Source organism: Pseudomonas sp. LG1D9 (genome assembly GCF_002949995.1).
Taxonomy (GTDB): domain Bacteria; phylum Pseudomonadota; class Gammaproteobacteria; order Pseudomonadales; family Pseudomonadaceae; genus Aquipseudomonas; species Aquipseudomonas proteolytica.
The window spans coordinates 5,871,787-5,897,276 of record NZ_CP026881.1; the positions used below are offsets into that span (position 1 = coordinate 5,871,787).

The window sequence follows — 25,490 nt, forward strand, 5'->3', positions numbered from 1 at the left end:
CATGCAATGAAACTTTCAACCTTGATGCTAGCCGGCGTGCTGGGCTTGACCTCGGCCGGAGCCTTCGCCGAAGGTGGCGCGGAACGCGTGAAGGAGCACTTCGACAACTTCAGCTTCACCCAGAAACAAATCCACAGCGATGCTGAGCAGACTGCCGCGACCGATGCCAAGGGCGCTGAAGGCGGCTCTGCCGAGCAGGCGCGGGATAGTGAACAACCCAAGAGCTGACGCGCCACTTCCGCTCTGATGGAGACGTTCATCAAGGCTGTCTGTGGTGAGGGGCATTCGCAACCCGACGGGATAAGCCCCTTACCACCGACGCGGCCTTAAAGCACCTTGCTCCAGAACAGCATGCGGCCATGGGCGGGGTCGAACACCGAGTCATCAAACCCAAACTTGCGGTACGACGCCTGAGCCACCGGATTGCCTTCCAGCACTTCGAGGGTGATCTTGCAGCAGCCGCGTTGACGGGCGATTTCCTCGACCTTTTGCAGCATTTTCTGGCTCAGGCCCAGGCCACGGAACTGCTCCATGACGACCACGTCATGCACGTTGACCAGCGGGCGACAGGCGAAGGTCGAAAACCCCTCAAAGCAGTTCACCAGCCCGGCCGGCTCGCCACCCACAAAGGCCAGCACGCTGAATGCGTGGGCACGCTTGGCCAATTCAGCCGGCAGTTGCTCCAGCAGATCGGCGGACAGGGCTTTGCCTCCGCCCATCGGGTCTTGCGCGTAGTGATTGAGCAGCAGGCCAATGGCCTCGGCCTGTACAGGATTGCTGTAGCTGGCTTGCAACACCAGTATTTCTGCGGCTTCCATTTCCTTCCTCGATAACAGTTAGGCAGGGATCACCTCCCCGCAAAACCTCGATTGTAAGCGGGCTGTCGGCCATAGATGAAGGAGATTAACTACAGGTTTGTGCAGGAAAGCGCTCTCACGACTCCAATCAGGCAGAAGTGGCTTAAGGCCATTATCGGCCGAAGCGTTGCAACTGCATTTCCTGTAGGCGACTGAACGTTCGTCGGAACGCAAATTCCAGGTAACCCTCCGTGTAAAGCGACACCAGGGGCACTTTGGCTTCGATGTATAACGGCACCTTGCGGTCGTAGCACTCATCGACCAGGGCAATAAAGCGTCGCACGCCGTCATCGTGCACAGACAATTGCGGCAACTCACGATCCCCCGCCTCCACACGCTGGGCGCCGTCCTCGGTGCCGCGGGCAATCCGTCCGGGACGCTGCTGAGCACTCAAGCAGGGGACCTCGCCGAGCAATATGGCGCTGTAACGATCGCACAGTTGCATGAAATCCATGGCCGCCAACGGTTGCTCGCACAAGTCGGCATAACGGCACCACAGCACCGTTGCACAGGATTTCACCGTGGCAATGCTGCGCGAGCCCACGACCACCGGCGCATCGCTGCAGGCTTGTCCCGCGCTCAACCGCTCAAATACCTGTGCCAGTGCCTGTGGCTCATCGACCCAGTAACGCTGCTCAGCGGTGCCGGGATGCAGGCGGTGATCTTCACTGCCCGCTACCGCCACCACCTGCATATGGGCCTTGATAGCCTCGATGGCCGGCATGAAGCGGTCCCGGTTGAAACCGTCGGCGTAGAGCTGCTCTGGCGGTTGATTGGAGGTGCAGACCATCACCACCCCTTCGTCGAACATCACCTGGAACAAACGCCCGAGGATGATCGCATCGCCGATGTCATTGACGAACAGTTCGTCAAAACACAGCACCCGCACCTCCCCGGCCAATTCACGGGCCAGGGCCTGCAAAGGGTCGGGCGTGCCGGTCAACTGGAACGAGCGCTGGTGGACCCAGCCCATGAAGTGATGAAAATGCTGGCGCCGCGCAGGCACCCGCAGGCTCTGGAAGAACTGATCCATCAGCCAGGTTTTGCCACGGCCCACCGGGCCCCAGAGATAAACCCCGGTCACGGGACCATGGGTGCCCTGATGCAAGGCCTCATGGCAATCCTGCAAGATTTGCACGGCATGGCGCTGGGCATCGTCGGCGACAAAACCCTCATGCAGGGCCTGCTGGTACGCGGCCAAGGGTGAATCAAAAATCATACCGATCCACGGCCAGAATGGCTCATCTGTGGCGAGGGGGCTTGTCCCCCGTTGGGCTGCGGCAGCAGCCCTAGTAGGCTCCTGAGCTCTATCTGACACACCGAAGCAGCAGGTTTTGGGGCTGCTTTGCAGCCCAACGGGACAAGCCCCCTCGCCACAGACAAGCACCTTCACTACAGAAAACCCTATGCAAGGCTTTTGCTGACCACCTCGAACACATCGCTGGACAGCTCGCCCGAACCGCGGATGCGCTCCAGTTCAGCCTTCATCAGCGCTTGGCGGGCGCTGTCGTATTTACGCCAGCGGGTCAGCGGCGCCAACTGCCGCGAGGCGATCTGCGGGTTGAAGGCATTCAGCTCGATGACCAGGTCCGCCAGGAAGCGATAGCCCGAACCATCGGCCGCGTGGAAGTTGATCAGGTTTTGCCCGGCGAAGGCGCCAACCAGCGCGCGTACCTTGTTCGGGTTCTTGATATTGAACGCCGGGTGCTGCATCAAGGCCTTGACCCGCGCAAGCCCGTCCGGCAATACGCTGGCGGCCTGGACACTGAACCATTGGTCCATGACCAGTGGGTTGTCCTTGAAGTTCTCGGCAAACACTTGCAGGGCCTTGGCCTTCTCGGCCTCGAACGGCGAGTTGACCAGTACCGCCAATGCAGTCAGGCGTTCGGTCATGTTGTCGCATGCGTCGAACTGTTCCAGGGTCGCGGCCAGCACTTCGGGCTTGCCGCTGAGCATCAGGTACGACAGCGCGATGTTCTGCAGGGCGCGGCGGGCAAAGTGCTCGGCCGACGCCACGTACGGCGTGTTGCGCGAAAGATCGCGGTTGGCCTGGTAGCGCAGCCACAGGCCTTCGAACAGTTGGTCGGCCAACTGCTTGCGCGCAAATTCGCGGGCGGCGTGGATCGCGTCGACGTCTGCCACTTCGCTGATTTCGGTGAGGTAGGCTTCACCGGGCAACGACAACATTTCCGCGACCATGGCCTGGTCCAGGCTGTCGTCGCTCAATACGCTGCGCAGTGCATTGACCAGCCGCTGATCCAGCACCAGGGCCTGGCCCTGCTGGTGTTGGCCGATCAGGTCCTGCAATACCTGCACTGCCAGTTGCTGGCCCGCCTCCCAGCGATTGAAACCGTCGCTGTCGTGTTGCATCAGGAACATCAACTGGTCACGGCTGTAGGGGAAGCTCAACTTCACCGGCGCGGAGAAACCACGCAGCAGCGACGGCAATGGCTGTGCGGCGATATCGACAAAGGTGAACGTCTGCTCGGCCTCAGTCACCGACAACACCCGCGAGGTGCCCTGCGCGGCGGCTTCACCGGCCAGGCGCAGCGGCAAATCAGCCCCATCGGCGTCCAGCAGGCCCAGGGCCACGGGAATCACGAATGGCAGCTTTTCCACGTTGTCCGGGGTTTGCGGGCAGCTCTGGCGCACGGTCAGGCTGTAGGTTTTGGCTGCGGCGTCGTAGGACTCGCTCACCGCCAAGCGTGGCGTACCAGCCTGGCTGTACCAGCGTTTGAACTGGGTCAGGTCGGTGCCGTTGGCGTCTTCCATGGCCTTGATAAAGTCGTCGCAGGTCACGGCTTGGCCGTCGTGGCGCTCAAAGTACAGGTCGCTGCCTTTGCGGAACCCTTCGGCGCCGAGCAAGGTGTGGATCATGCCGACCACTTCCGAACCCTTTTCGTACACGGTCAGGGTGTAGAAGTTGGAAATCTCGATAAAGCTGTCCGGGCGCACGGCGTGGGCCATTGGCCCTGCATCTTCAGCGAATTGGTGAGTGCGCAGGTAGGCCACATCCTGGATCCGCTTGACGGTGGCCGAATTCATGTCGGCAGAGAAGCCCGAGTCGCGGAATACCGTGAAGCCTTCCTTGAGCGACAGCTGGAACCAGTCGCGGCAGGTCACGCGGTTGCCCGACCAGTTGTGGAAATACTCGTGGGCGACGATTGCTTCGACCCGCTGATGCGCGGCGTCGGTCGCGGTCTCGGCGCGGGCCAGCACCGCACTGGAGTTGAAGATATTCAGGCCCTTGTTTTCCATGGCGCCCATATTGAAGTCGTTCACGGCCACGATCATGAAGATATCCAGGTCGTATTCGCGACCGTAGACCTCTTCATCCCAGCGCATGGACTTCTTCAGGCTGTTCATGGCGTGCTGGCACTTGTCGATGTTTTCTGGCTCGACATAGATGCGCAGCGCGACGGTGCGCTGGCTCATGGTGGTGAAGGTGTCTTCGACACACCACAGGTCACCGGCCACCAGGGCAAACAGGTAGGCCGGTTTCTTGAACGGGTCTTCCCAGGTTGCCCAGTGCCGGCCGTCTTCGCCGGGGCCGCTGGCAATCGGATTGCCGTTGGACAGCAGCACCGGATAGCTGTGCTGCTCGGCGATCACGGTGGTGGTGAACGTGCTCATCACGTCCGGGCGATCCAGGTAGTAGGTGATCTTGCGAAAACCTTCGGCCTCGCATTGGGTGCAGAACATGCCGCTGGACTTGTACAGGCCTTCCAGGGCGGTGTTGGTTTCAGGGTGGATCCGCACGCTGGTGTCGACAGTGAAGCTGTCGCTGAGCGGCTGCAATGTCAGGTGGCTGTCGCTCAACTGGTAGTCGGCAGCGCTCAGTTCCCGGTCGCCCAGGTTCACGCTCAACAGCTCCAGCTGCTGACCGTCCAACACCAGCGGCGGCAGGCCGGCACCGCGCTCGGGATTGCGGCGCATCACCAGCTGCGCGTGGACCAGGCTATGGTCCTCGAACAACTCGAAGGTCAGGTGGGTCTCGTCGATCAGGTACTCGGGCGCCTGATAGTCCTTCAGGTAGATCATCTTCGGTTGTTCGGTGCGCATGCGTGAAATCCTTCTACTGATGCACGGCGAGCTGGTAAGCCGTGTATTTACGAATATTGATAACGCCGGTATCGAAGATCAGGTATTGGCCCTTGACCCCCAGCAGCGTGCCTTCGGCAATCGGGTTCTTGTCCAGGTTGAAGCTGACGATCTTGGTCGGATATTGCTCCACCGGGTAGCGGATTTCGAGGGGCTCGATATCAGTCACCGGTTGGATGGCCTGCAGGCCAAAGCGTTCCTGCAATTGCAGCAGGCCGTCAGCGCAGGAGACGAACAGCTCGTCGCGCACCTGCTTGAGGTCCACCGTGCTCGCGTCGCCCTTGAGCAAGGCGCGCCAGTTGGTCTTGTCGGCGACCTGGCTGCGCAGTACATCCTCGACAAAACCTGATTGCTGGCGTGTAGCCACGCGCATGATCGGCAGCGCCTGGCTTGCCCCCTGGTCCAGCCAGCGTGTGGGCAACTGGGTGGCGCGGGTGATGCCGACCTTGATCCCCGACGAATTCGCCAGATACACCACATGGTCGGTCATGCAGAATTTTTCGCCCCAGGCCGGATCGCGGCAAGTGCCGGCATCGAAATGGCAGCGCTCAGGGCTCATGATGCACAGGTCGCACTGGGCCAGCTTGGTCATGCATGGGTAGCAATAACCCTGGCTGAAACTGGTCTTGGTCTTGCGTCCGCAATGGGTGCAGTGGATCGCACCGAGGTATTCCAGGCGTATATGAGTGCCAATCAACGGGTTGACCGGCACCTCGGTGTCACCCAGGCGAAAAGCGTATTGAACGGTCGGCGAACCCAGTTGCGCCGACATCTTGCTGACTGCACCACGGCCAATCTCAATCAATGGATGGCATCCGACTTGAACAGGATGTTTTCCACCGGGGTCGATTTGGACTGGCACTCCTGCGGGCCCATATAGCCGGTGCGCTGGTCTTCCGGCAGGTTTTGCAGCTCCCAGGCGATCATCGCCTGCAGGGACAGTTCACGCTGTTCGGCGGTGAGCTTGCGGCCGTCGGACCATTTGCCGATTTCTACCGCGAGCTTGAGGCTCTGGTAGATATCCGGAGTGATGTTTTCGATCATTTCAGCAAAAGAGGACATAAGACTCTTCCTTAAAGAATGGGCAGAGATTCAAGGGTTACGTTTATGGCGGCTGTACAACCCGCCGAGCAAACCGGTGATGCAACCCACCACCAGGCCGCCGACATGGGCCGCATTGGCGATTTCGCCGAAACCGATCATCGACACCAGGCCCGACAGGCACAGCACCAGCCACACCAGCATCATCACCAGCACGCCACGGGGCAGGCGATACGCGGGGTTGGGCGCGAGCAACTGATAGATCCAGCAATGGCCCAACAGGCCGTACAGCACGCCGGACAAACCGCCAAACAGGCCGGGGCCGCCAAAGGTGTATTGCGCGTAGTTGGAGGCCAGGCTGAACAGCAACGTCAGGCCCAGCAGGTTGATACTGCCCTGGCGCGACTCGATCCGCCGACCCAGCTCCCAGTACCACATGCCGTTCATCGCCAGGTGGAGGATGCCGAAGTGGATCAGCATCGGCGTCACCAACCGCCACCACTGCCCCGCCGCCAGGCTGTCGGCCAAGGGGGTGAAGTACAGGTATTCGCCGGCCACGTGGAAATTGAGGAACGTCAACCAGCTCATTGCTTGCAGATTGTCACCCAGCATCGTGACAGCGCCGACGATCAGGCTCAGCAGCAGCACCGTGGCGGTCAGTGGGCTGTGGCGCAATTGCAGGAGGAAACCGGGACGCTTGCCCACCTGCTCCGGGGGAAGGTCCAATTGCTGGTCCGGGTCGCCAGCAGGAAAGCGTTGATACAGGCTGCGTACGTCCTCGCTGATCGCGTCCGGTACCCAGAGCACCTGCTCGCCGGCCTCTTCGCTGACGCGATGGGGCACTTGCATGCGCTGCAGCAGTTTGACGAAGCCGCCCAGGTCCACGCTCAGGGGCAAGCGCAATACCGCAACGGTACTCATGAAATCACCTCAGGGCGCTCGACATCGACCCAGACAAATTTGTTCGGGTCGAGGCGGGTTTCTTGATCCAGTCGATAGGCCACCAGCTTGCCGTAGAGCACCGCGCTGTAGTCCAGGCAGGCCAGGTTCGAGCGGATCGGCGCCGGTTTGCCGCTGCGCCAGTAATGCCCCACGAACAACAGCGGCTCATCGACGCCATAACGCAGCAGGGAGTTTTTCTCAGTCGAGGACAACGGTGTACGCGCCACCGGGTCAGGCAAGGCGTCAGGCTGGAAAACAATATCGCCGTAGGTCTTCGGGTCGTCCTCCCAGAACTTGGTGCGGAAGAACGAACGGGTCAGGCCGTCGCCACCGGTCAGCGTCAGGCCGTCCGGCAGGCGCATATCAGTGCCGCGCAGCAGGCGGTCGAACGCGTTGCAGGCAAAACTGCCAGGCACCGCCGCCGCCTGCAGGAAGTGCTCGTCAATGCAGCCGTCGGGGAATTGCCTGCGCAGCGGCTCGATCAGCCCCGAATCCCAGCAGGCGTGCACCACGCGAAAGCGCCCGGCGTCGACAAACAACGGCATGTCGTAGAACCAGGCCAGGAAGTCATGCCAGTCGCCAGGATGCTGTTCAAACTGGGTCAGGGTCTCGTGGATCAGCCGCGCGTGGCGTGGCGAATGTTCGCGCACGTACTGCTTGCCACTGCCGGGAGGCGCCAGGGTGCTCCAGCCCAGGGCGTTGAACTCATGGTTGCCCATGATGCACAGCGCCTGGCCGGCTTCGGTCATGTCATGGACGATATGCAATGCCTCGCGGATCCGTGGCCCACGGTCGATGATATCGCCGAGGAACACCGCCATGCGTGAAGGATGGCGCCAGGTGCCGCCCTGCTTGTGGTAACCCATCTGGTCGAGCAGGTGCTCAAGGGTATGAGCGCAACCGTGCACGTCACCAATCAGGTCGTAGCTACGCGCGGGATCGAGCATCAGTCGCCTCCACCCCCCAAGCGGCTGCCCCAGCCCAGCTTGGTGCGGCACACTTCGTAGTAGTTGTGATCCAGCGGGTGAATCAACCGCAGCTTCTGCGCCTTTTTGCTCACGGTGATGGTGTCACCGGGGGCGCAGGTGAAGTGGTTCTGCCCGTCACAGGAGACTTGCGGGTAGATCTGCATGTCTTTGGAAACCACGATTTTCAGCTCACTGTTGCCATCGACCACAATCGGCCGGCTCGACAACATATGGGGGTACATCGGCACGATCACAATGGCATCGAGCTTGGGATGCATGATCGGCCCGCCCGCCGACAGCGCATAGGCCGTGGAACCGGTGGGCGTGGCGACGATCAGGCCGTCGGCTTTCTGACTGCAGACGAACTGGCCGTCGATGTACAACTCGAACTCGATCATCCGCGTCGATTTGCCAGGGTGCAGCACCACGTCATTGAGGGCATCGCCCTGGCCGATGGCTTCGCCGTGGCGACGCACTTCGGCTTGCAGCAGGAAGCGGTTTTCTACCAGGTAATGACCGTCCAGCACCTTGGCCACTTCGACTTCCAGGTCATCGGGGCGGATATCGGTAAGGAACCCCAGGCTGCCGCGGTTGATCCCCAGCACCGGCACGTTGTGCCGCGCCAGGGCGCGAGCGGCGCCCAGCAGGCTGCCGTCACCGCCGACCACGATCACCATGTCGCAGACTTCACCCAGCATTTTGCGCGACGAGGTCTGCAGGCCGTGGCCCGGCAGAATCTCGGCGATGGTGTCTTCGAGGATCACATGCAGGTGGCGCTCAAGCAGAAACTTTTTCAGCCGGCGGACGGTGTCCAGAACCTGGGTACTGCCCAGGCGACCGATAATGCCGATATTGCGAAATTGCTCCATGGGGCTCCTGCAGGGTTTGGGTGTGGCGAAAAACAACGATTATGGGCGAAAGGCCGCATTAGACAAAATCCTTTGTCGCCGCAGGGCCCAGACGACAACGGTTCTCAACACCCGACACGATCACGCCGGCAGTAGGAAACAGCTATGCTCGGACCATGAATCCGTTCCCAGACTTGCAGGACTTGCCCCGTCAATTGCGCCATCCCGAGGTGCGGGACCTGGCGTGGGTGATCCTCGCCCCGCCGATGCTGGAACAGACCCCCTGGCCGCAACGCCACCCCCTGGCCGGCAGCGAGTGGGTGCAGCGGCCTGCGGCTCTGGAGCACTGGCTCAGGCACCTGGACCAGGACAGCAGCGCCCTGCAGCATTGGCTGAGCCTGGCCCGCACCCGGCGCCTGGGCCTGTATTACGAGCGCCTGTGGCAATTTGCCGTGCAGCACGCCCCCGGCGTAGAGTTGCTGGCGGCCAACCTGCCGATCCGCCAGGCCGGGCATACCTTGGGTGAGTTGGATATGCTGCTGCGCGACCGTGACGGCGTGCATCACCTGGAACTGGCGATCAAACTCTACCTCGGGCCTCAAAACGGCAGCGGCCAGGACACGGCACAGTGGCTGGGCCCAGGCTGCCATGACCGACTGGATCGCAAGCTGGCCCACCTTGCCGACCATCAGTTGCCGATCTCGGCCAGAGCCGAAAGCCGGGAGGTGCTGGCGGCGCTGGATATCCAACAGTTCGATGCCCATCTGTGGCTGGGAGGCTACTTGCTGTACCCCTGGCCCGGCGAGGCTGAGCCACCCCTTGGCGCCCATCCCCAGCACTTGCGCGGGCGCTGGTTGCATCAGCGCGACTGGCCGGACTTTATCCGCAACAGCCCGTCGGGGCGCTGGCAACCCCTGCCCCGCCACGCCTGGCTCGCGCCGGCGCATTACCCGACAGAGGACGTGTGGACGGCAGAACAGATGCAATGCTGGCTCGCCGACCTTGACCCGATGGCGCCAGCGCAGTTGTTGGTGCGGATGATTCAGAACGGCGAGGAGTGGGAGGAAGCTGAGCGGCTGTTTCTGGTGGCGGATCTTTGGCCGAATGTGCCGGGGGCGGGCTGATATTCCGATGGTGGATTTGAGGGCCTCATGGCAGCATCGGTATCTACACAATTTTCAGACACTGACGACCTCCCCTGTGGCGAGCGGGCTTGTCGGAACGCCGCATCGCCCGCGCTGGGCTGCGAAGCAGTCCCAAAACCAGCCGCTACGGAGTATCAGATACACCGCACTCTGCTTACTGGGGCTGCTTCGCAGCCCAGCGCGGGCAAGCCCGCTCGCCACAGGGGAGGTCGTCAGCTTATCGGAACGCCGCACCGCCGCGAGAGCGCTAGCCGCAGCGCTACAAACCATCAATATGCCGATAATCCACCTGCAACCCGGCGGCCAGCTCACGGGCCCGACCCAACCTGATCGGGCCGCGTTCAATATCCACCAACAGCCCGGGGCACTCCAACCCGGGCAACTGGCCGATATCTTTCAACCGGCCATCGGTAATCACCAGTAATCGCTGCTGTTCAGCCGGATACCGCTTGCGCCGTGCTACCAGCCAATGCCCGGCCTCGGTCAATGCCGCCAGCAACGGCGTCCCGCCGCCCGCGCCCAGCCCATCCAACCATCGGCCCAAGCCCTTAGCGGCCTTCAATCCTTGGACCTGCCAGCTCGGCACCTGCCCGCTGGCCGTCAGCAATGCCAACCGCGCCCGTTGCCGATAGGCATCGTCAAACACCTGCGCCAGTAAGCCCTTGGCATCGCTCAACGCCTGATGGCGCCGCGTGGACGCCGAGGCATCGACAATCACCAGCCACAACTCATGGGCCGAGCGGCTGCGCAGGTGGTAGCGCAGGTCTTCACGAGATTGCGGCCGCCCCCCCAGCAAGGTGCCCGGCCAGTTGACCAGGCCCTGCTGCGCGCTGCGCGCCTTACCCTGCCGCCCGCTGCTCAATCGCCCAGCCTTGGGGCGGGCATCCGCCCCCGTGTCAGGTCGGGGGCGGATGCCTAGGGCTTTTTTGGCCAGGCCGGCACCTCTCGGCGAGCGCCCATGGGCAACGCAGGCGCGGGCATATCGCCCCACTGACCTTGGCCTGGCGCGTTATCTGAAGGCTGGGGCGCCTGGCCCTGCTCGGGCGTGCTCGCAGGCGAAGAGCTTTCCTGGCGACGGTGACGCAGGGCAAATTCCGCCACAGCCTCTATATCTTCTTCAGCGATAGCCACGGCACCACGCCACGCGGCATGGGCCCGCGCCCCGCGCAACCACACCAGATCGGCACGCAGGCCATCGACCCCGGCGGCAAAACAGCGCTCGCTAATCTGCGCCAGGGCCTGGTCATCCAGGGCGATGCTGGCCAGGCGCGCACGAGCCTGGGTACAGCGTTCGCGCAGCGCCCCTTGCTGATCGGCCCACTGCGCACAGAAGGCCGCAGGGTCGCTGTCGAAATCCAGGCGGCGGCGGATGATCTGCCCACGCTCGGCCGGCAGGGTCTGCCCGCTCAGTGCCACATTGAAACCAAAACGATCCAGCAGTTGCGGGCGCAATTCGCCCTCTTCCGGGTTCATCGTACCGATCAGCACAAAACGCGCCGAGTGCCGGTGGGAAATGCCGTCGCGCTCGATCAGGTTGGTGCCGCTGGCAGCGACGTCGAGCAGCAGGTCCACCAGGTGATCGGGCAGCAGGTTTACTTCATCCACATACAACACGCCGCCGTCAGCCTTAGCCAGCACGCCCGGAGAGAACTGCGCACGGCCTTCGGCCAACGCAGCATCGAGGTCTAGGGTACCCACCAGGCGCTCTTCAGTGGCGCCCAAGGGCAAGGTGACAAACTGCCCGCTGGCCAACAGATCGGCCAAGCCGCGGGCCAGGGTGGACTTGGCCATGCCGCGCGGGCCTTCGATCAGTACGCCGCCGATCTTCGGATCGATGGCGGCCAGGCACAGCGCAAGCTTCAGGTCGTCGGCGCCGACTACAGCCGACAATGGAAAATGTGGGGTGTCAGTCATACTGATATCTCGATGAATTCTGTAGCGCCCCTGTAGGAGCGAGCTTGCTCGCGAAAATAGTCAACGTTGACGCGAGCCTTGATGAGCGCGTTGCCCTTGGGTTTTTCGCGAGCAAGCTCGCTCCTACAGTGAGGCGTGCGCTCTTTTGGCACTGAGCTTCACGGCAAGCACGATCAGCATCAGGTGTCTTCTTCTATGTCCAGCAACAGGTTTTCCAATGCCTCGCGGTACGCCCCAGGCTCCTGCCACATGCCGCGCTGCTGGGCTTCGAGCATGCGCTCGGTCATGTCACGCAGGGCATCGGGGTTGTGCTGTTGCACAAACGCCCGGGTGTCGGGGTCGAGCAGGTAGGCATCGGCCAGCAATGCATACTGATGATCGTCGATCAGTGCGGTGGTTGCGTCGAAGGCGAACAGGTTGTCCACCGTTGTAGCCATCTCGAACGCACCTTTATAGCCGTGGCGCTTGACCCCCTCGATCCACTTTGGATTGGCCGCGCGGGAACGGATCACCCGGTTCAGCTCTTCCTTGAGCGTGCGGATTTTCGGCAGGTCCGGCTGGCTATGGTCGCCATGGTAACTCGCGGCCTTGGCCCCACTGAGGGTTTCTACCGCGGCGAGCATGCCACCCTGAAATTGATAGTAGTCATTGGAGTCGAGCAGGTCGTGCTCGCGGTTATCCTGGTTCTGCAGCACTGCCTGAACCTGGCTCAGGCGCTGGGCGAACTGTTCACGAGCGGCGGTGCCTTCATCGGCACCGCCATAGGCGTAGCCACCCCAATTGAGGTAGACCTCGGCCAGGTCTTCGCGGCTTTGCCATAGGCGGCCGTCAATTGCGCCCTGCACACCCGCACCATACGCGCCGGGCTTGGCGCCGAAAATGCGCCAGCCGGCCTGCCTGGCCGCGGCCTCCTCATCCAGGCCAGACTTGAGCAGCGCCTCACGCTCGCTGCGCACTTTGGCTGCCAGCGGGTTCATATCGTCCGGCTCATCCAGCGCCGCAACCGCCTGCACCGCGGCATCGAACAGCCGGATCAGGTTGGCGAACGCATCCCGGAAGAAACCGGACACCCGCAGGGTCACGTCCACTCGCGGGCGGTCGAGCAAGCTGATAGGCAGGATTTCAAAGTCATCGACACGCTGGCTGCCCGTGGCCCACACCGGACGCACGCCCATCAGCGCCATGGCCTGGGCGATATCGTCACCACCCGTACGCATGGTTGCGGTGCCCCACACAGAAAGCCCGAGTTGGCGCAAATGGTCGCCGTGGTCCTGCAGGTGTCGCTCGAGCATCAGGTTCGCGGACTGGAAACCGATCCGCCAGGCGGTGGTGGTCGGCAGGTTGCGTACATCGACGGTGAAAAAGTTCCGCCCGGTCGGCAGTACATCAAGGCGCCCCCGGCTCGGCGCACCGCTGGGGCCGGCCGGTACGAAACGACCGCCCAGGGCATCCAGCAAGCCGCGCATTTCCGCCGGGCCGCAGGCATCCAGGCGCGGCGCGACGACGATGCGCAGGCTTTCGATTACCGATTTCACGTCTTCCCAACCCGGCTCCTCAAGCTGTTCGAGCGGCCCTTCCAACGCCTGTTCGATCAGCCGCGCCGCGTACAACTCCAGGCGCTCGCGGGTATCACCAGCGGTGCGCCACAACTGGCCGTCGATTTGCTGCAACACTTCGGGGCGGCGCCCGGTCCAGGGCTCTGCCAAGGCACAGTCCAGTGGGTCAAAGCCCAGTTCGAAGGCCTTGGCCAACACGCGCAGCAGGCTCGATTGCGGGCCGCGCCCGTCGCCACGCGGGATGCGCAGCAGGGCCAACAAGGTGTCGATACGCAGCCGACCTTCGGGTGATTCACCAAAGATATGCAGGCCGTCGCGGATCTGCGATTCCTTCAAATCGCACAGGTAGGTATCCAGGCGCGGCAACCAGACCGCAGCGTCGGCATCGTTATCCAGATCAAGCTCTTGGTCGATACGGGTTTCGCGCACCAGCTTGAGGATGTCCTTTTGCAGCTCCAGGGCGCGTCTTGGGTCGAGCAATTGCGCTTCGTAATACTCGTCTGCCAACAGCTCCAGGTTGCGCAGCGGGCCATAGGTCTCGGCGCGGGTCAGCGGCGGCATCAAATGGTCGATGATCACGGCCTGGGTGCGCCGCTTGGCCTGGGCCCCCTCGCCCGGGTCGTTGACGATAAACGGGTAGATATTGGGCAAAGGCCCCAGCAGCGCATCCGGCCAGCAGTGCTCGGACAGCCCGACGCCTTTGCCCGGCAGCCATTCCAGGTTGCCATGCTTGCCGACGTGGATCACGCCATGGGCGCCGTAGGTGTGGCGCAGCCAGAAATAGAACGCCAGGTAAGCATGGGGCGGCACCAGGTCCGGGTCGTGGTACACCGCACTGGCATCCACCTGGTAACCCCGCGCCGGCTGGATGCCGACAAAGGTCAGGCCCAGGCGCAGGCCGGCGATCATCATGCGCCCGTCGCGACACATCGGATCGTTATGGGGCGTACCCCAACGCTCCAGCACAGCCTGGCGGTTGGCCTCGGGCAAGCGATTGAACATCGCCTGGTAATCGTCCAGGCCCAGGCTTTGATGGCAGGGCCGCAGGTCGAGGCTGTCGAGGTCGTTGGTCACGCCGCCGAGCAACTCATGGATCAAGGCCGTGCCGCTGTCCGGCAAGGTGGATGGCAGCGGATAACCTTCGGCTTGCAGGGCCCGCAGGATATTCAAGGCGGCGGCCGGGGTATCCAGGCCAACGCCGTTGCCGATGCGCCCGTCGCGGGTCGGGTAATTGGCCAGAATCAGGGCAATGCGTTTATCTGCATTCGGCACCCGCGCCAGTTCGACCCAGCGCCGCGCCAGTTCGGCCACAAAATCCATGCGCTCGGGCGCCGCGCGATAGCACACTACGTCCGACTGACTGCGCTCGCTGCGCCAGGCCAGATCCTTGAAGCTGATCGGGCGGCTGATGATGCGCCCGTCCAGCTCCGGCAAGGCGATGTGCATGGCCAGGTCGCGTGGGCCAAGGCCTTGCTCGCTGGCTTCCCAACCGGGTTGGTTGTCCTGGGCGCAGATGGCTTGTATCACCGGGATATTGCGGCGAAACGGTCGCAAATGGGGCGCTTCGGGGCTGGACTGGGCAAAGCCGGTGGTGTTGAGAATCACCGCCGCCTGCACCTCATCAAGCAGATCCTCGACCACCGCCAGGCAGCCCGGCTCTTTCAAGCTGGCCACCGCCATTGGCAACGGGTTGAGGCCCGCAGCCTGCAAGCGCTGGCAGAACACATCGATAAAAGCGGTATTGGCCGCCTGCAAGTGCGAGCGGTAGAACAGCACCGCCGCCACCGGCCATGCAGCGTTCCAGTCTGCCTGCCAGTCATTGAGGCAGGCATTGGCTTTGTGTGGATGATAAATCGCGGTGCGCGCCAGGGTTTGCGGCTCGTCCCAGGCGTAATCGCGCCCCAGGTAGCTGCTGGCCAGGCAGCGATAGAAATCCAGCGCATTCCCCAGCCCACCCTGGCGCAAAAAGTGCCACAGGCGGTCACGCGCCGGCGCATCCACGGTGCTCAGGCCGCTGAGTTCGGGGTCGGGACGATCATCCCCTGGCACCAGGATCAGCTGCACGCCCTGCTCGGCCAACTCCACCAGGCGCTGGATACCGTAGCGCCAATAGCCAATGCCACCATGCAGGGATATCAGGATGACCTTGGCGTGGCGCAGCACCTCGTCCACATACAGGTCCACCGACGCGTGGTTCTGCACCTGCATCGGGTTGGCCAGGCGCAGGCTCGGATAGTCGTCGGGCAGTTGCTGGGCCGCTTCGGCCAGCAGCGCCAGGCTGGAATCACCGCTGCACAGGATCACCAACTCGGCGGGAGTCTGTCCTAGGTCGGCGATGTTGTCATCGGAGACGAAACCACCGGGCTGGGTCCTGAGCAGATGCATGGGTTAAACGCTGAGGGCGGCGCGCAATTGCGCTTCGAGGCCCGCTGCATCCAGATCCTGGCCGATCAGCACCAGGCGCGTGATGCGCGCTTCGTCAGCGCTCCAGGCACGGTCGAAGTGTTTGTCGAAACGGGTGCCCACGCCCTGGATCAGCAATCGCATCGGCTTGTTTGGAATCGCCGCGAAGCCTTTGACACGCAGGATGCCGTGCTGCACCACCAATTGGGTCAAGGCATCGAGCAGCAGTGCTTCGTCAGCCTGTGGCAGGTCGATGGAGATGGAATCAAAAGCATCGTGATCGTGATCGTCTTCACCTTCGTGGTGATGATCGTGATGGCTGTGGCGCCCGTCGATATGCTCCTCGGAGCCGGCGCCCAGGCCAATCAACACGTCCAGGGGCAGGCGACCACTGCTGGCTTCGACGATTTTCACCGCTGGAGGCAGCTCTTCGGCGACTTCCAGGCGCACGCGGGCCAGGTCTTCGGCGCTGATCAGGTCGGTTTTGTTGAGGATCACCAGGTCGGCGCTGGCCAGTTGATCGGCAAACAGTTCGTGCAGCGGCGATTCGTGGTCCAGGTTGGGATCCAGTTTGCGCTGGGCGTCGACCTGATCCGGGAAGGCGGCGAAGGTGCCAGCCGCCACGGCTGGGCTGTCGACGACGGTAATCACCGCGTCAACCGTGCAGGCGCTGCGAATTTCCGGCCACTGAAAAGCCTGCACCAGCGGCTTTGGCAGGGCCAGGCCAGATGTTTCGATGAGGATATGGTCCAGATCGCCACGACGCGCGACCAGTTCACGCATCACCGGGAAGAACTCTTCCTGGACGGTGCAGCACAGGCAGCCGTTAGCCAGCTCATACACACGGCCGTTGGCCTCTTCTTCGGTGCAACCAATGGAACACTGCTTGAGGATCTCGCCGTCGATACCCAGCTCACCGAACTCGTTGACGATCACGGCGATACGGCGGCCCTGGGCGTTATCCAGCATATGACGCAGCAAGGTGGTTTTGCCCGAGCCGAGAAAGCCGGTGACGATAGTAACGGGGAGTTTGGCCAGTGTTTTCATTGGATGCCCTTTGGGGCGGGCATACGGGACGACTGGCCCTGCGGCGACGCGCAGGCGCTGGATTCGTCACCGGATCACCCCGCCCGGTTGAAATGGAAAATCGGTTGCGAGGCAGGTCTCCTGGCTTGGGGCTTGCCGGCCTGGTGGCTGGCGCTGGCTGCGCCTTCCCGCCGGATACAGGCAGTGGCGTGGCAGTCAGATAAACCCTTTACAGTTGCGGGGGCAGCCGCGGCATCGACCGCGTTCCCTTCTTAGCTTCGGCCTGGGCCGAAGAACCTCGAAGGTGCAAGGCTACGCAGTGCGAGAGGACGGGTCAATGTCGGCAAACCCAGATCAATTTTTACCCCACGGCACTCTGAGAAAAAACCTGTATCACTCTGCAGGCCTCGGCGGGGAACAAGTTTGATGGGGGCGCCACACATTTACCGATTCATGCATTTGCAGCCCTGTTGGCATTGCTCACAGGAGTCCATCTGCGGTGAACGCCCTATACAGCAGTGAATTCGAGGATCTGTCATGACACTTTCAATATCTCAGCCCCATAATCTCTACTCTCCGCCGATCGCACCGGGCAACAACCAAGGGGCGGCTGAAGCCAGCGGTAACAGTCGCACAACCCGTGCAACGCCAGAGGAATCACGCCCAACACGTTCTCCCTCGTCCTATAACAACAAGCGTCTGCTGCAAGAGGTAAAGAAACACTTTAGGGAGTACGCAGCGGGGGCCGATGACAAATACGTCAACTTTAATGAGCTAAAAGAAGCTGCCGGCCACCGTCCAAGCACTAGAACATTTTCTGCCCAAGCATCAGCAGTTGCGGATGAGCTGCTCAAACGCAGTCGCCTACTTAACGAGTTGGATATTGGCGTTGGGTTTACTTGGGATGGACGGGGCTTGAAAGATCAAAGGTTTGATCATGACAACCTTGATCACATGATCGGACGGTTGCCTGACAGGGTCAAATTCAAGTGGCGATCCTAAGGATAAACCTGTTGAAACAAGCACCTATACTCACCAACCACCGGTACGTCTGACGGTACTGCGATCAAAACCTCAGCCAGCGTTCAAGGTGTTTGAGGCACATCCCTCACACATGCTCTCCAGCGCCTTATTTCGGGTGCCCTTGATTGGGTGAAACGGGAAACCGGTAAGCCGTAGTTGCGGGGGCAGCCACGGCATCGACCGCGTTCCCTTCTTAGCTTCGACCGGGGCCGAAGAACCTCGAGGGTGCAAGGCTACGCAGTGCGAGAGGACGGGTCAATGTCGGCAAACCCAGATCAACTTTTACCCCACGGCACTCTGAGAAAAAACCTGTATCACTCTGCAGGCCTCGGCGGGGAACAAGTTTGAATGGGGCGCCACACAGTCACCGATTCATGCATTTGCAGCCCTGTTGGCATTGCTCGCAGGAGTCCATCTGCGGTGAGCGCCCAATACAGCAAAAAACTCGAGGTTCTGTCATGACTATTTCAATGTTTCAGCCCAACAGCCTTCACTCGCTGCCAATCACGCAGGGCAAAGACAGCAACCAACCCCCGCCCTCCAAAACTGACACTGTTCAGAACCAATTGGCAGACGACACCAGTGGCGCCAGCCGAACAACGCGAGCGACGCCGGGGGCATCACCTCAAGCAGACTATCCATCGTCCTACAGCGACAGGCGCCTACTCAAGGAGGTGAAGAAGCATTTTAAACAGTACGCAGCGGGAGATGGTGACAGGTACGTTAACTTTAATGAATTGAAGGAAGCCGCCGGCCAGCAGCCGACCAGTAGAACCTTTACTACGCACGCGTCAGCAGTGGCCAAGGAACTTCTCAACCGTCCTAGCCTGCTTGACGAACTGGATATAGGGGTTGGCTCTACTTGGAGGGAGCCAGGGTTGAAAGACGAAAGGTTCGATCATGACAACCTGGACTACATGATCAACAAGTATCGCGAAACAACTTCTTTGGAGAGCTACAGCGACAAGGTACTGGCCAAGAAATTACTGTCTACGTTGGACGAGCTAAAAATCTCCACAACCTTCCCATACGCTGGTTTTACCTTGGTCGACCTAAAAAATATGGCAGCCGGAAAACTACACGACGGCCGAGACGCGACACAAGAGCAAATGAAACTTGCAAAGGAAATACTCAACCGTCCAAAGTTACTTGAAGTACTCGATAAAGATATAGATGGATGGACCAACACCGAACTAAACTGGAACGATGTCGCTCTTGCTGCTGAAGACTTCGAAAGCCTCAACGATAATTACTTGCTATTTCAATTAAGCATTTACTATGAGGAGTTAGCCGCCGAACCTGACACCGACAAACTAAGTTTTAGCGAATTGAAAGAGGCGGCAGGCGAACTACCAAGCACCCGTCAATTTTCCTCAAAAGCAACAGCGGTTGCCCGAGCACTCCTTAAAAGACCTGACCTGCTTCACAAATTGGATACAGGTCTTAACAATGAAGGTGAAGCGGGGAAACAAGACGAAAAAATTGAAGGGGGAACTGTCTACCAAGTGCGCCTTAATAGTTCGAGGTTACCGCGTCGCCCTACCGGGCCAGCGCAAAAAGGGCGTTTGTCTTAAGACGGGGGGCAGTTCGTTTGCCGCGTTTTTTGGCTTGAGCCCTGCGGCCTGGTGCGGGCGGTAGCATAAGCGGGCAAAGCACGCGCCCCTTTGTTCTCTGCCACGCCTGCTCAAAACTTCAATCCGTGAGTTGTTCGGCGTGCGCACTCACTCAATTGACGGGATCCCCCTGACCATGCTCTCCTACACATCTTGTTTCAGGTGCCCTTCACAGGGTGAAACGGGAAACCGGTGACCCATGCGTGCATGACAGTCCGGTGCTGCCCCCGCAACGGTAGGCGAGCGAAGTGTCAGATCCACTGTGCCTGTACGGCATGGGAAGGTGATGCTTTTAGGCCCAGAGCCCCTCGCAAGCCCGGAGACCGGCCCGAACAATCAGATAACAAACCCGCGGTGGGCGGGCGCTGTTCAGAACCCTGCGTGCCCGGCTCGCGGGGTTTTCATGCGCTCGTATCACCCTGCCACTCGAAAGGGACGTGCCATGTCGATCATCAGCAGCACCTCACACACCGCCAGCAGCTCCGCCACCTTGAGCCAGCGCCTGACCGCCGCCATTGGCGCGTCGATCCTGGGTGCGTGCCTGGTGTATTTCGCCGGGTTCTCCCATATCGAGGCCGTACACAACGCCGCCCACGATACGCGCCACAGCGCTGCCTTCCCGTGCCATTGAGACCTGCCGCCATGATCAAGCGAATTGCGCAAACCGCAGGTTTCAGCGGCCTGCTGGCCGCCCTGCTGCTGACGCTGCTGCAAAGTTTCTGGGTAGCCCCGCTGATTCTGCAGGCGGAAACCTTCGAAAACGCCCCGGCCGCAACCGAGGTACATGAACACGCCTCAGGTGCCGCAGCCCACAGTCACGACGCCGAGGCCTGGGAACCGGAAGACGGCTGGCAACGCGTGCTGTCCACCACCGGCGGCAACCTGGTGGTCGCTGTCGGTTTTGCGCTGATGCTCGCGGGCCTCTATACCCTGCGCGCTCCGACTCGTACTGCCCAGGGCTTGCTCTGGGGCCTGGCCGGCTACGCCACCTTTGTGTTGGCGCCGACCCTGGGCCTGCCACCGGAACTGCCCGGCACCGCAGCGGCAGACCTGGCGCAACGGCAGATCTGGTGGATTGGTACCGCAGCCTCCACGGCTGCCGGCATTGCGCTGATCGTGTTTGGCCGCAATTGGCTGTTGAAGATCCTCGGCGTGGCGATCCTGGCGGTGCCCCATGTGGTTGGCGCGCCACAGCCGGAAGTTCACTCGATGCTGGCTCCCGAGGCATTGGAAGCACAATTCAAGATCGCCTCGCAGTTGACCAACGTCGCGTTCTGGCTGGCGTTGGGGCTGATCAGCGCCTGGTTGTTTCGCCGCAATCGTGACGACCAATACGCCGCATGATTTTGACGGTTGGCCTGGGTTGCCAGCGTGGCTGTGAGGTTGAAGCCTTGCTGGAACTGTTCAACAGTGCGCTGGCCGAGGCCGGTATCGACCCCGGCCAAATCAGCGCATTGGCAAGTATTGCTCACAAGTGCGATGAGCCAGGCATAGTCGCCCTGGCCAACGCATTGAACCTGCCATTGCAGTGCTTTGATGCACAACAACTGCAGGTCTACGAAGGACGATTGAGCCATAAGTCGGATGTGGTTTTCGCCCATACGGGGTGCTACGGCATCGCCGAAAGTGCCGCTTTGGCATTGGCAGAACAGCTTGCCAAGGCCCCTGCCCGACTGCTGATCACCCGCAAAAAAGCCCCCAGGGCCACGTTTGCATTGGCCTGCGCCGGCTAAAGCCCGATAATTACCCTTCTCGATCATGAGCCGTACTCATGCGCGCCCGCTTTTGCACAGGATTTTTCCATGACCGTCTTCTTCATCGGCGCTGGCCCCGGCGACCCGGAACTGATTACCGTCAAAGGCCAGCGGCTGATCCGCGATTGCCCGGTAATCATCTACGCTGGCTCCCTGGTGCCGGCTGCCGTGCTTGAGGGGCATCGGGCCGAACAGGTGGTCAATAGCGCCGAACTGAACCTGGAGCAGATCATTGGCTTGATCAAGGCCGCCCATGAAAAAGGCCAGGATGTGGCGCGGGTACACTCTGGTGATCCGAGCCTGTATGGGGCGATTGGCGAGCAGATCCGCCATTTGCGCGAGCTGGGCATCCCCTTCCAGATCATCCCCGGTGTTACCGCAGTCGCCGCTTGTGCCGCGCTGCTGGAGACCGAGTTGACCCTGCCGGATATCGCCCAGAGCGTGATCCTGACTCGCTATGCCGATAAAACCACGATGCCGGCCGGTGAAGCCTTCGCCAGCCTGGCCAGCCATGGCACGACCATGGCGGTGCATTTGGGGGTCAATCATCTGCAGAAAATCGTCGCCGAGCTACTGCCCCATTATGGTGCAGACTGTCCGATTGCCGTGGTTCATCGGGCGACGTGGCCGGATCAGGATTGGGCCATGGGCACCTTGGCGGATATTGTCGAAAAGGTTGCTGCGAAGGGGTTCAGGCGGACTGCGCTGATTGTGGTGGGCAGGGTGTTGGCCAGTGACAGCTTTAGCGAATCCTCGCTGTATCGTGCGGGCCATGCCCACCTCTATCGCCCCTGACACCGCGCAAGACACTGGGTGGGAGCTGGCTTGCCTGCGATATCCATAAGTATCTACCCAACTTTGCCGCAACGCCTAAATTCAGGCAGATAGCGCAGTTGTGGCGAGCGGGCTTGCCCCGCGCTGGGCTGCGAAGCAGCCCTAAAACCAGCCGCTACGGAGTATCTGATACACCGCATACGGCTTACTGGGGCTGCTTCGCAGCCCAGCGCGGGGCAAGCCCGCTCGCCACAGGAGAGTTCGTCAGTTTCTGAAAGTTGTGTAGATACCGATGCTGCGATAGCGGTGAAACAGTCGATAGATAAGTCGCCTGGCGCACCGTCATCGCAGGCAAGCCAGCTCCCACAGTTGATTCTCTTTGTTAGATAGCTCGTGTAACTCATTAATTTAAATCAATAAAAAACGGCGCTCACGGGCGCCGTTTTTTGTTTGCAGCGAACGCCTTAGTAGTAGGCGTTTTCTTTCTGCGTATGGTCGGTCACATCACGTACGCCCTTGAGCTCGGGGATGCGCTCGAGCAACGTGCGCTCGATACCTTCACGCAAGGTCACGTCAGCCTGGCCACAGCCCTGGCAGCCGCCACCGAACTTGAGCACGGCGATGCCGTCATCCACCACGTCGATCAGGCTGACCTGGCCGCCATGGCTGGCCAGGCCCGGGTTGATCTCGGTCTGCAGGTAATAATTGATGCGCTCGTTGACCGGGCTGTCGGCATTGACGTTCGGCACCTTGGCGTTGGGGGCCTTGATGGTCAGTTGGCCGCCCATGCGATCAGTGGCGTAGTCAACCACGGCATCGTCAAGGAACGCTTCGCTGAAGGCATCGATGTACGCAGTGAAGCTCTTGAGCCCCAGCGCGGTGTCTTCAGGCTTCTCTTCCCCCGGCTTGCAGTAGGCAATGCACGTCTCTGCGTACTGGGTGCCCGGCTGGGTGATGAAGACGCGGATGCCGATGCCCGGGGTGTTCTGCTTGGACAGCAGATCGGCCAGGTAATCGTGGGCGGCGTCGGTAATGGTTATGGCAGTCATGGGAACTCCTCACAGGCTTGCCGGCAGTTTACGCCAATCGCCTCGGCGGCACAAAGTCCTAGTATTTTTGTCGGGCAAATCCACCTCTACAGGTTCTCGTAGCGGTTCATATCCAGCACACCCTCTTCCACCGGCGTGGTTTCGTGGAGGTACTGCGACAGATCGTGGAAGTACTCCCAGAACTGCGGGTGACTGCGGCGGATGCCCCAGCGCTCGACAATCCGCTCAAAACGCTTGGTATCCCTGGCCAACTCCATGTCCTCGACGAACTCAGGCACATCCTCGGCCGGCACGTTGAAGATGAAGTTGGGGTAGCTGCTGAGTACGCCTGGGTAGATCGTCAGGGTATCCAGGCCCGGCTGGTAGCGATAGGCCTCGCCCAGCATAAACGCCACGTTGCTGTGGGCACGGTTGCGCAGCAGGCTGTAGACCTCGCGCTTGCCACTGCGGGTCTGGATGCGCAGCAAGGTGGCTTCCGGCAATTGCTCGATCACATTGAGCCCCGCCGCCGGCCTGGAAGTCAGCCGGCTAAGGGTCTGTTCAGCATCGCGCAGTTGCGGATCGATACCAGGACGCGAGCAATAGGCGCTGATACAGCGGTTGATCGGGTCGGGGCTGGCGTTCAAATTGCCATAACGGGCGAGCAACTGGTGGGAAAAGTCGCGTTTCGGGTCCTTTTCATCCAGCTTCAGGCCCGTTGGCTTGTCGTTGTCGATGGCTTCATAGTCCAGCCACAGCTTGACCTTGCCGCTGTTCTGGTACCAGTCATCCAGGTATCCATCGCGCGAATCCGCCGGCATCAAGCGCAGGAAGTTCTGTTCGGCGCCATTGCGGATCAGGTCGAAATACAGGCGGGTCTGGGCTTGGTGCGAGACGTTGCCGAATACGTCGAAATTGACCGCCAACTGGTAATAGGTGCGCTCCAGCAACGGGAAATCGAACAACCACATCGTCTGCGGCACTTCGCCAATCAAGCCCTTGGTCACCGAGGCGCTATCGAAATGGCGGAAGATGCTCAGCAAGGCGTTGTCATTGCCTGCCCACAGGCTCGGCCAGCCAGGCGCCGGTAAGTCAGCGTAGTTGTCGCGGCGCAGGGCCTCGTATTGATTGCGTTTGTCGCGGTAGGCCAGCCACAGGCTCAACACACTGCCCACGTCATCGTTCTGCCCCGGCATGGCAAGCAACGGCGTGGCCTGGCCGCGATAACGGGCATCGGTGATGTACAGGTCGTGGTCCGGATCCTGGAACAGGGTCCAGAAGTTGTCGCGGATCACATCCGTGGCAATCTGCCCCCGGCACACCGGCCCACGGATAAAGGTGCGCACAAAGTATTCGGCGTTATCGAGCATGAACTGGTAGCGCGCCTTGGCCGGGATCGCCTCGAAGGTTTCGAACGGGTTGGCCCGACGGCCAGGGCCGTAGCCCGGCAGCGCCATGGCCTGCCAGTCGCCGCTGTAGAACAGCGACTTGATCCGCGCCATCTTCGCCGCGCTGAACGGGTAGGTAATGTGGGTCTTGTGCACGATCACCCCTTGTACCGGCCACAGGCGGTAGTACACCTGGGTGCCCGGGTCGTCATTGGGGCGACGGGTGTTGATCAGGTCGATCGGCTGGCCGCTGGGCGTACGCGAGCGCACCCATTGGAAGTAATGCCCCGGCTCACCGCCTTCGAAATAGATGTGGGCAAGGAACAAATGCTCGAACAACCAGCGTGCCACCAGGCTTTCGCGGGCACCGGGCTGGTTCAGCAGGTTTTCCCATTGCTGCACCTGCAAGGCTTCCTGGGCATTGGGCGCCAAGCCTTGCTCATCAATCGGCGCGCCGGACGCGAGCCAGCGCTGCAAGGTCTGGTATTGCTGGTCGGTCAGCCCAGTGACGGCCAGGGGCATGCCTTCCTTGGGATGCGCGCCTGCGTAGGCGTCGAACTCCCCCGGCAGCGGGCACATGTTCTGGCGGTTCAGGCCCAGCACAATGTCATCGGGCAACTTGGCATTGGGTGCCAAGGGGGTGTTATGGCCCAGGTCCAGCATGCGCGCCATCAGCGCAGCCTGGGTGCCCTGGGCATCCAGTACCGAGGCAAAGCCCTGGCGTTGCCAGGCGGCCTTGCCAAAGGCGTCATAAAACAACCGGGTCGGCTGCGACGCCTGGCTGCGCTCGCCGTCATACACCGGCGCCTTGCTTGCGCCGCGTGCCGCGCCTTCGCCACTGCCCAGGTTGAGCTGGCAGGCAGAGTCATAGCAGGCATGGCAAGCCACGCATTTCTCGGTGAAGATCGGTTGAATGTCGCGGGTATAGGAAATCGCCGGGGCGGGTCCGTTGGCCTGTGCGATACAGGCGACCAGCGCCAAGGCGGCGCTGGTAATGAGGCGAAGTGACATCTATCCGGTCCCGATTCAATGCGTGCGCTGAAAAATTGCCGCGATTCTACCGATGTCGGCACCCCATCAACATGAGCGATATTCATGCAAAACCAGGG

General features: G+C 61.3%; 22 protein-coding genes and 2 riboswitches. Of the genes, 8 read left to right on the plus strand and 14 right to left on the minus strand.

The annotated features are described in order from the left end of the window. Positions 1-6 precede the first annotated feature (6 nt). The gene (locus tag C5F71_RS26920; protein ID WP_029291460.1) at positions 7-228 is read left to right on the plus strand and encodes a hypothetical protein; all 222 of its coding nucleotides are present in this window, start codon (positions 7-9) and stop codon (positions 226-228) included. A 98-nt stretch (positions 229-326) separates the two neighbouring features. Here C5F71_RS26920 and C5F71_RS26925 read toward each other — a convergent pair whose 3' ends face one another. The 8 genes from C5F71_RS26925 to C5F71_RS26960 all read right to left on the minus strand — a co-directional run bounded on the left by C5F71_RS26925 (position 327) and on the right by C5F71_RS26960 (position 8,778). After that, positions 327-818 (minus strand): GNAT family N-acetyltransferase, encoded by a 492-nt coding sequence (locus C5F71_RS26925; RefSeq protein WP_029291458.1) that lies wholly within the window; start codon positions 816-818, stop codon positions 327-329. 151 nt (positions 819-969) lie between these two features. Continuing rightward, a complete protein-coding gene (gene zapE, locus C5F71_RS26930) occupies positions 970-2,076 on the minus strand; it encodes a cell division protein ZapE (RefSeq protein ID WP_104912441.1) in 1,107 nt (368 codons plus the stop codon). Positions 2,077-2,261: 185 nt separating this feature from the next. Beyond that, positions 2,262-4,919, minus strand: a complete 2,658-nt coding sequence (gene pepN / locus C5F71_RS26935; protein ID WP_070995259.1) for an aminopeptidase N — start codon at positions 4,917-4,919, stop codon at positions 2,262-2,264. Between the two features lie 13 nt (positions 4,920-4,932). Next, a complete protein-coding gene (locus C5F71_RS26940) occupies positions 4,933-5,763 on the minus strand; it encodes a DUF2797 domain-containing protein (protein ID WP_092236931.1) in 831 nt (276 codons plus the stop codon). After that, on the minus strand, positions 5,760-6,020 hold the full coding sequence (locus C5F71_RS26945; protein WP_029291449.1) for a YeaC family protein: 261 nt from the start codon (positions 6,018-6,020) through the stop codon (positions 5,760-5,762). The genes C5F71_RS26940 and C5F71_RS26945 overlap by 4 nt, the downstream gene beginning before the upstream one ends. A gap of 30 nt (positions 6,021-6,050) precedes the next feature. After that, positions 6,051-6,920 carry a rhomboid family intramembrane serine protease gene (locus tag C5F71_RS26950; protein WP_104912442.1) on the minus strand — a complete coding sequence of 290 codons (870 nt, stop codon included), beginning with the start codon at positions 6,918-6,920 and terminating at the stop codon, positions 6,051-6,053. Beyond that, positions 6,917-7,891, minus strand: coding sequence for a metallophosphoesterase (locus tag C5F71_RS26955; RefSeq protein ID WP_166647898.1), 975 nt, complete (start codon positions 7,889-7,891; stop codon positions 6,917-6,919). The genes C5F71_RS26950 and C5F71_RS26955 overlap by 4 nt, the downstream gene beginning before the upstream one ends. After that, on the minus strand, positions 7,888-8,778 hold the full coding sequence (locus C5F71_RS26960; protein WP_010210870.1) for an NAD(+) kinase: 891 nt from the start codon (positions 8,776-8,778) through the stop codon (positions 7,888-7,890). Before C5F71_RS26960 ends, C5F71_RS26955 begins: the two co-directional genes overlap by 4 nt. 155 nt (positions 8,779-8,933) lie before the next feature. Here C5F71_RS26960 and C5F71_RS26965 point away from each other — a divergent pair, with 155 nt between their 5' ends. Beyond that, positions 8,934-9,881 carry a DUF1853 family protein gene (locus tag C5F71_RS26965; protein ID WP_104912443.1) on the plus strand — a complete coding sequence of 316 codons (948 nt, stop codon included), beginning with the start codon at positions 8,934-8,936 and terminating at the stop codon, positions 9,879-9,881. A gap of 280 nt (positions 9,882-10,161) precedes the next feature. Here the strand turns inward: C5F71_RS26965 and C5F71_RS26970 are convergent, their stop codons facing one another. The 4 genes from C5F71_RS26970 to cobW all read right to left on the minus strand — a co-directional run bounded on the left by C5F71_RS26970 (position 10,162) and on the right by cobW (position 16,822). Further along, positions 10,162-10,764: a VWA domain-containing protein gene (locus tag C5F71_RS26970; RefSeq protein WP_032866420.1), complete on the minus strand. Its 603-nt coding sequence runs from the start codon at positions 10,762-10,764 to the stop codon at positions 10,162-10,164. Between the two features lie 53 nt (positions 10,765-10,817). Continuing rightward, positions 10,818-11,816 carry an ATP-binding protein gene (locus C5F71_RS26975; protein WP_104912444.1) on the minus strand — a complete coding sequence of 333 codons (999 nt, stop codon included), beginning with the start codon at positions 11,814-11,816 and terminating at the stop codon, positions 10,818-10,820. A 179-nt stretch (positions 11,817-11,995) separates the two neighbouring features. Then, entirely contained in the window at positions 11,996-15,757 is a 3,762-nt protein-coding gene (gene cobN, locus C5F71_RS26980) for a cobaltochelatase subunit CobN (RefSeq protein ID WP_104912445.1), read from the minus strand. A gap of 3 nt (positions 15,758-15,760) precedes the next feature. After that, positions 15,761-16,822, minus strand: coding sequence for a cobalamin biosynthesis protein CobW (gene cobW, locus C5F71_RS26985; protein WP_029291434.1), 1,062 nt, complete (start codon positions 16,820-16,822; stop codon positions 15,761-15,763). Between the two features lie 92 nt (positions 16,823-16,914). Then, positions 16,915-17,117: riboswitch (cobalamin riboswitch) on the minus strand. A 221-nt stretch (positions 17,118-17,338) separates the two neighbouring features. Here cobW and C5F71_RS29130 point away from each other — a divergent pair. The 6 genes from C5F71_RS29130 to cobM all read left to right on the plus strand — a co-directional run bounded on the left by C5F71_RS29130 (position 17,339) and on the right by cobM (position 21,986). Next, on the plus strand, positions 17,339-17,803 hold the full coding sequence (locus C5F71_RS29130; RefSeq protein WP_169870892.1) for a hypothetical protein: 465 nt from the start codon (positions 17,339-17,341) through the stop codon (positions 17,801-17,803). 479 nt (positions 17,804-18,282) lie between these two features. Beyond that, on the plus strand, positions 18,283-19,398 hold the full coding sequence (locus tag C5F71_RS29135) for a hypothetical protein (protein ID WP_177410419.1): 1,116 nt from the start codon (positions 18,283-18,285) through the stop codon (positions 19,396-19,398). Positions 19,399-19,580: 182 nt separating this feature from the next. Next, a riboswitch (cobalamin riboswitch) is annotated at positions 19,581-19,784 on the plus strand. Between the two features lie 95 nt (positions 19,785-19,879). Next, on the plus strand, positions 19,880-20,068 hold the full coding sequence (locus C5F71_RS27000) for a CbtB-domain containing protein (RefSeq protein ID WP_027606475.1): 189 nt from the start codon (positions 19,880-19,882) through the stop codon (positions 20,066-20,068). Between the two features lie 11 nt (positions 20,069-20,079). Next, positions 20,080-20,781: a CbtA family protein gene (locus tag C5F71_RS27005; RefSeq protein ID WP_104912446.1), complete on the plus strand. Its 702-nt coding sequence runs from the start codon at positions 20,080-20,082 to the stop codon at positions 20,779-20,781. Continuing rightward, on the plus strand, positions 20,778-21,170 hold the full coding sequence (locus C5F71_RS27010; protein ID WP_029291422.1) for a cobalamin biosynthesis protein: 393 nt from the start codon (positions 20,778-20,780) through the stop codon (positions 21,168-21,170). Before C5F71_RS27005 ends, C5F71_RS27010 begins: the two co-directional genes overlap by 4 nt. A 69-nt stretch (positions 21,171-21,239) precedes the next feature. Continuing rightward, positions 21,240-21,986, plus strand: coding sequence for a precorrin-4 C(11)-methyltransferase (gene cobM, locus C5F71_RS27015; protein ID WP_092236955.1), 747 nt, complete (start codon positions 21,240-21,242; stop codon positions 21,984-21,986). Positions 21,987-22,429: 443 nt separating this feature from the next. Here the strand turns inward: cobM and nfuA are convergent, their stop codons facing one another. Next, positions 22,430-23,014 carry a Fe-S biogenesis protein NfuA gene (gene nfuA, locus C5F71_RS27025; protein WP_003190728.1) on the minus strand — a complete coding sequence of 195 codons (585 nt, stop codon included), beginning with the start codon at positions 23,012-23,014 and terminating at the stop codon, positions 22,430-22,432. Between the two features lie 86 nt (positions 23,015-23,100). After that, positions 23,101-25,392: a fatty acid cis/trans isomerase gene (locus C5F71_RS27030; RefSeq protein ID WP_104912447.1), complete on the minus strand. Its 2,292-nt coding sequence runs from the start codon at positions 25,390-25,392 to the stop codon at positions 23,101-23,103. Positions 25,393-25,490 lie beyond the last annotated feature (98 nt).